This window comes from Pseudomonas japonica, assembly GCF_013522925.1.
GTDB lineage: Bacteria > Pseudomonadota > Gammaproteobacteria > Pseudomonadales > Pseudomonadaceae > Aquipseudomonas > Aquipseudomonas japonica_A.
In genome coordinates this window covers 527625-534110 of the sequence record NZ_JAAMQU010000002.1, presented here as the reverse complement: position 1 = coordinate 534110, position 6486 = coordinate 527625, and the positions used below count along the sequence as shown (strand labels likewise).

Annotated in this window: 7 protein-coding genes; all 7 read right to left on the bottom strand. The window is 64.0% G+C overall.

Annotation, left to right across the window (positions count from 1 at the left end; genetic code table 11):
* A partial coding sequence (locus G7016_RS05200; RefSeq protein WP_445674570.1) for a flagellin N-terminal helical domain-containing protein occupies positions 1-148 on the bottom strand: 148 nt, incomplete at its 3' end.
* 285 nt (positions 149-433) lie between these two features.
* Positions 434-700: a hypothetical protein gene (locus tag G7016_RS05195; RefSeq protein WP_181111757.1), complete on the bottom strand. Its 267-nt coding sequence runs from the start codon at positions 698-700 to the stop codon at positions 434-436.
* Positions 693-1988 carry a motility associated factor glycosyltransferase family protein gene (locus G7016_RS05190; protein WP_181111756.1) on the bottom strand — a complete coding sequence of 432 codons (1296 nt, stop codon included), beginning with the start codon at positions 1986-1988 and terminating at the stop codon, positions 693-695. Before G7016_RS05190 ends, G7016_RS05195 begins: the two co-directional genes overlap by 8 nt.
* A 27-nt stretch (positions 1989-2015) precedes the next feature.
* Positions 2016-2945 carry a ketoacyl-ACP synthase III gene (locus G7016_RS05185; RefSeq protein WP_181111755.1) on the bottom strand — a complete coding sequence of 310 codons (930 nt, stop codon included), beginning with the start codon at positions 2943-2945 and terminating at the stop codon, positions 2016-2018.
* Positions 2946-3294: 349 nt separating this feature from the next.
* The gene (gene pseI, locus G7016_RS05180; protein WP_181111782.1) at positions 3295-4347 is read right to left on the bottom strand and encodes a pseudaminic acid synthase; all 1053 of its coding nucleotides are present in this window, start codon (positions 4345-4347) and stop codon (positions 3295-3297) included.
* Positions 4322-5782 carry a UDP-2,4-diacetamido-2,4,6-trideoxy-beta-L-altropyranose hydrolase gene (gene pseG / locus G7016_RS05175; protein WP_181111754.1) on the bottom strand — a complete coding sequence of 487 codons (1461 nt, stop codon included), beginning with the start codon at positions 5780-5782 and terminating at the stop codon, positions 4322-4324. Before pseG ends, pseI begins: the two co-directional genes overlap by 26 nt.
* Positions 5779-6477, bottom strand: a complete 699-nt coding sequence (gene pseF / locus G7016_RS05170) for a pseudaminic acid cytidylyltransferase (protein ID WP_181111753.1) — start codon at positions 6475-6477, stop codon at positions 5779-5781. Before pseF ends, pseG begins: the two co-directional genes overlap by 4 nt.
* Positions 6478-6486 lie beyond the last annotated feature (9 nt).

Sequence of the window (6486 nt, the reverse complement as noted above, 5' to 3'; positions counted from 1 at the left end):
TCTGCAGGCCGGCGGCGTCGTCTTTGGCGCTGTTGATTTTCAGGCCCGAGGACAAGCGAGTCATCGAGGTAGCGGTGGCGGACGAAGCCTTGTTCAGGTTGTTCTGAACGGTCAGGGAAGCAATGTTAGTGTTAACGGTCAACGACATGACGAATTCCTCAGGGGGGTGATGTACTTGGCTACCGGCCCTGCTCTGCCAGTGTGGCCTAGAGAACCTACGTACTAGTTATCGTCGTGTTGGCCGCTTGCTTGAGGGGCGTTTCGCGCTTTTTTTTCGACTTTGCCATTTTTCCCAATAATGACAGGGGTTTACGGCGTTAAGGCCGCTGGCACTGAAGATAAAAACTGTGACTGTCTTGGCAATTCCGCTGCTGCCGCTACTTGTTGTGGCAGCAGCTGATACTTGCCAGGAAGGAGACGGGCGCTGCGAGCGTTATTGCCCGCAGTGCTCCATGAGCGCAACCAACTCGTACTCCAGGTAATCGGCCACGGCCAGCCAATCCTGAAGCTGTTGGCGGGAAAAGGTTTCCATCAGTAGTGCGCCCCATTGCTGTTGCTGGTGGGCGGGCGCGGCCTCGAACAACGGTGCCAGGCGGTCGAACAGGTCAACCATGCGCAGCGCCGCTTCCACATCACGGCCCAGCCGAAACAGCCCGGCGCAGGCGCGCGCTTCCTCTATGAGCGGTGCAACCTCACTCACGTACAAGGCCCTCGGCAAAAGCGGTACCGGCGATCATCGCCCCGTCACGGCTGGTATTGAAGAAAGCCACGCCTGGGTGCCGGGCGATGTACCGCTCCAGCTCGGTCAGGTAGCTGCGGAAATTCAACTGGGTGCGCACGCGCCCGCCATGCCCGTCCAGCACCCAGTGCCGGGCATGAGTGAGCTGGGGGCCCAGGTCGCCATCGCTCCAGCCGGCATGGGTCTTGTCGTTGGGGAAGGCGAAATCCGCGCCGAACAGCGTCACCTGGGCCGCGCCCATGCGCACGGCGAGGTCCACCGCCGGATGAATCACGCTGCCGCCGCCGGCCAGCTCGGCCTTGGGCATGCGCTGGCGCAGCGCGGCGTAAACAGGGCTGGGCGAGTAGCTTGCCAACCGGTGGCCACGCCACTGGTGCAGCACCTCAGGGGCGAGTAGCGGCATGTACACCAGGCAGGTGCCAGCGGAATGTTCCGGCAGCAGGTGGCGTTCACTGATGCGTTGGTCGATGCTGACCACGATGTCGGCAACGATGCCGTGGTCCAGCAGCGGGCGCCAGGCCGTGTCCACACAAATGAGCAAAGGCCGGTCGGCGGCGGCGCGACTGTCGCGTAAATGGTCGAAGTGATGCTCCAGGCTTGGACCCGTGGCCACGACGTAGACGCTGGCGCCAGGTGAAGTGCCGAACAGCTCGACGACATCGCCGTCACTGGCCAGCATGGCTTCATTCGCCCGTAGCCGAGCGACCACCTCCGGATCCTGGGCATCGAACAGCCGGTTATTGAAGCTAAGGTGCAGCTCGCTGACCAACCGATCGCGGATTTTCGAGGCTGGGTCGTCAGCCAGTACCAGTTCCGACGGCAAGGCCACAAAAGGCAGATGGATCTCCGTTTCGTCACCCGCATAGGCCAGGCTTACCCGGGGGTCTGCAAGCCAGTCGGTGTGATCGAGCACTTGCAGCACCAGGGTGAACAGCGGGCCGTTGAGCAGGTAGATGGTCAGGTGCCGCAGGTGCGGCGCCTCCAGTAATACCCGCGGAAGGTCGCCCAGGCCCGGCCCGTAAACGTGCGCTGCCAAGCAACCGCCCGGCAGGCTGGCCGCCTGTAGCCTGGCCTCGGCAAAGCGCCCATGGCGGCTGGTGAGCTGTATGTCGTTGACCCGCAGCGTTTCTTCCTGCCCCTGGACCACTTCGACCGCCAGGTGATCGGCCACTTCAGCCTCCAGCCGCGCCGCCAGGGCGGGCCAGCGCTCGCGGATGACCGCGAGGTTTTGCGTCAGAATCTCACTCATTGCCTGGGGTGCCCGCGAACCTCGACCTTATTCGCGGTAGAGGATAGCCGATCCCCAGGACAGGCCGACACCGAAACCGCTGATGGCCACGCGCTTCCAGCTGGAGTCGAACAGGTGCTTCTCCAGCAGCAGCGGCACGCTGGACGACACGGTGTTACCTGTTTCGACCATGTCCTTGACGAATTTTTCGGGCGTGTCTTCCTCGAAACGCCGCGCCACGGCGTCCACAATGGCCGCGCTGCCCTGGTGAATGCAGTAGGCGTCGATGTCGGCAGCGCTGAGGCCGGAAGCCTCCAGCAGCGCATGCAGGTGCTGCGGCACCTTGAGCAGAGCAAAGTTGAACACCTGGCGGCCGTTCATGAAGAAGGTGCCGTTTTCCACTTTCAAATGTGGCGCTCCGGAGCCGTCTGTGCCGAACATGGACTTGCCCAGCTGCCACACCGCGCCCTCCCCCATCCAGGTAGCCGTGGCGGCATCGCCGAACAGCATGGTGGTGTTGCGGTCTTCGGGGTCGACGATCTTGGAGTACGGGTCGGCGGTAACCAGCAGGCCGTTCTTCAGCCCGGTGGCTTCCATGAAGCCTTTGAGCGCATAGATGCCATAGACATAGCCCGAGCAGCCCAGCGAGATGTCGAACGCGGCGATGCCCGTGGGCAGGCCCAGCTTGTCCTGAACGATAGCCGCAGTGTGAGGCAGGCCTTCGGCGTCGCCGTTCTGGGTTACCACGATCAGCGCATCGATGGAATCGCGCGACAGCTGCGGGTTATTGGCGAACAACGCATTCACCGCTTCCACGCACAGGTCGGACGTTTCCTGCTCGGGGGCCTTGCGAGGCAAAAAGGCCGAGCCGATCTTGCCGAGAATGAAGTCTTCATCCTTGCCGAATTTCGCACCCTGCTCGTAATTGTCCAGGCCGGCAATCGGTACGTAACTCGCTATGCTCTTGATGCCAATCATTCTGGCTTCCCAAAAAAAGAATCGCTGAAAAACGCGCCGCCACCCAGACGTAGCGCTGACGAAAACCTGACAGGGCGATAAAGGCAGCGGGCTGCAGGCAGCCAGAGCGCGCCAGGGGCCTCAGGTTACAATATTGTGGAGATGCGCAAAATGACCGGCAGGTCACGCAATGCAGACGTAATTTGCACGAACGTTCCTGATTGGCAAATGGCCATGTGAACCCGTAGGAAGCGGGCGGAGCCCGCGAATCGGGCTGTCAGCGCCCGTTCCCGGTTTCCGCCTAAGGCTCCAACCGGATGGCCGGCCCCGCGGTCCTACACAGTGGTCCAGCCCCTGAAACCTGCTTCATTCAGTCTATCAACCCCCACGCCAGTGGCGTGCCGCGCTTGATCGGCTGGCGGGCGCTGCGGCCCAGCACACCGTCGATGTGCCGCGGGGCCAGGCCCAGGCCGGGGCGGATGGCGCGCAGGTTGTCCCGACTGAAGGGCTCACCGGGCGCCATGTCTTTCACTACATAAAGCGAGCGGCGGAACACCAGGGATTTCTGTTCGGCCGTGGTGGGCCCGTAGTGCACTTGCCCCATGGCTTGCCAGGCGCGCTCTGTTTCCGTCACCAGGCTGGCGAGCTCCGCGGGTTCCAGCGAGAAGCTGGCATCCACACCGCCAGCGGCGCGGCTGAGGGTGAAGTGTTTTTCCACTACGGTAGCACCCAGCGCAACTGCAGCCACAGAGGCGCCCACCCCCATGGTGTGGTCGGACAGGCCCACTTCACAGCCGAACAGCTCGCGCAGGTGGGGCAGCGTGCGCAGGTGGGTGTTCTGCGGCGTGGCAGGATAGGTACTGGTGCACTTGAGCAGGATCAGATCCCGGCACCCCGCCTCCCGTGCGGCCTGTACCGACAGCTCCAGTTCGGCAAGGCTGGCCATGCCGGTAGAAATGATCAGGGGCTTGCCGGTGGCGGCGGCACGGCGGATCAGCGGCAGGTCGGTGTTTTCGAAGCTGGCGATCTTGTAAGCCGGCACATCGAGTGTTTCGAGAAAGTCGATGGCCGTTTCATCGAACGGGGACGAAAACGCAAGCATGCCCCTGGCCCTGGCCCGCTCGAAGATCGGCGCGTGCCATTCCCATGGCGTGTGGGCCTGCTGGTACAAGGCATAAAGCGAGGTGTCGGCCCACAGGCTGTCCGGGTCGGTGATGTGAAACTCACCTTCGTCCAGGTCCAGGGTCATGGTGTCAGCGGTGTAGGTCTGCAGCTTGAGGGCATGGGCGCCGGCGTCGGCGGCAGCATCGACGATGGCCAAGGCACGGTCCAGGGACTGGTTATGGTTGCCGCTCATTTCGGCAATTACCAACGGGGGGCTTTCGAGGCCAATGGCCCTATGGCCGATCTTGATCATGCCGATGCTCCAGTGCTCGGGTGAATTCACACACCTGCTGGGTGAACCCGGCCAGGTGAAACAGGTGTAGCGACGCGCTGTTATGGGGTAGCACCGCCGCGTCGACACGAACCACGTCCGGCCAATGGCGCAGCAGCCAGGCTTCGCCGGCATGTATTAGCCAGCGCCCCCAACCTTGGCCCAGGTACGCTTCGAAGAGATAAAGGGACACCTCTGCCCGCCCCGGCTCGGTGGGATGGCGGTCGTAGCGCAACATACCGATGGGCTGCCCGCCCGCTTCGCCGATGAACAGCGCCCGCGCCGGGTCGGCGAGGGTGCCATATAGCCAGGCCAGGTGCAGGGGCCACTCCAGCGGGCGGGTGTCGTAAGAGGCCTGCCGCACGGCGTCGGCGTTGCGCCCGTCGAACAGCAGTTGAGCGTCCGCTTCTGTGGCAGGGCGCAAGTGCAACAACGGGCCGAGCAGGCACGTAGCAACCCGCTGCGCACCGCGGCCGTCCACCAGCCGACGCGCGCGTTCGGCCAGGCTGTGGCGCAGCGGTGCGTTGGCGATCAGCAAGGCGATGGCCGCGCTCAATGCGCTCACGCTCACGCTGGACGCCTCGCCCAGGTACACATGGGCGCCCTCTCGTGCCAGCGCTTCGGCGTTTTTCACCTGATTATCAGCCACGGCCACACACAGGCTGGGCACGCCCAACGCGGCGCGCTCCCAGGTTGTGCCGCCGCCAGCGCCGATGAACAAATCCGAATCGCGCATCAGGTCGGCCATGTTCGGGCTGTAATCAAGCACCTGCCAGTGAGGGTGTTGCAGCGCATAGGCCTGGAGTTGATCGCGTTGAGGGTGGCCGTGGCCCGCCAGCAAGGTCACCTGCAGCTCCGGGAACGGCGCCAGCGCCTCCAGGGCTTTGAGTGCCATACCGGCCACGTCGAAGCCGCCAAAGCTCACCAGTACATGGCGCGCTTGCACGGGCCGGGGCTCGGTGGGCGCTGAAAATTCCGGGCGAAGCAGCGCATATCGCGGGCCCAGCACCCGTTCGCACTCGGCATTGAGCAGCGGTTCGTAGGCCGCTTCGCTGGCGGTGAGGTTCTGGTCCAGCAACAGGTCGGCATGGTGTGTACGGTTAGCCAGGTCGTCTATCACCGCGATACGCCGGGCGACCGCACGTGCGGCGCGCTCCCAGGTGCGGTCAAGGCCATAATGATCCACCACTACCCAGTCGAACCCGCGGCCGGCGAGCGCGGCCAGGTCATCCGCTTCCTCCGGCACCTCAATCAGCGCGAAACCCTGCGCCTGCACCATCGCGGGATCGAAGCCCGGCAAGGCGCGGCAGGCAAAGCTGACAGCAGCGCCACGCTCACGCAGCACGGCGGCCAAGGTCAGGCAGCGGGTGATGTGGCCCACGCCGATCTGGCTGGAGGCGTCGGCGCGAAAGAGGATATTCACGGGTCTATTTCCCCGGCGGCCCGCAGCGCCTGATGAAGGTACTCGGCGCGCCTCCAGTCTTCTTCGGTGTCGATGTCCTGCACCAGGTACCTGGGCAAGGTCACTGGCAGGCTGCACGGCGAGAACAACGTATCACCGCGCAGCCAGGCTTCACGGCGCCCCCAGTAAAACTGGCCAGCATCCTGATACGCCTCGGGCAGGTCCTGGGAACGTGTGTGCCGGTATTCGGGATACAGCGCGGTCAGCGCGCCGCTGTCATCGAGTACCAGCGCGCGCTGCACGGGAAAAGGAAAGCTGCACACGGAAAACGCATAGCTTTTGGCAGGGTTGCGCAGTAGCAGCGCCAGGCCCTCGCGAAGGTAACGCGGCTGCACCAGCGGTGCGGTGGCGTACAGGCAGCAGGCCAGTGTGGCGCTTGGCAGTTCACCCAATGCATGGGCAATCACCGGCACTGTGCCGGTGTAGTCATCTGCCAGTTCAGCGGGCCGCATGAACGGCACCTCCGCGCCTTCGGCCAATGCCAGGTCGGCAATGGCCGGGTCATCGGTGCTCACCACAATACGGTCGAAACAGCCAGCCTGGCGAGCGGCACGGATGGACCAGGCCATCATCGGCAGGCCATTGAACGATCGCAGGTTTTTGCCCGGGATTCGCTTGCTGCCGCCCCGCGCGGGAATGATCGCTACCGTGCTCACCCAGCCCTC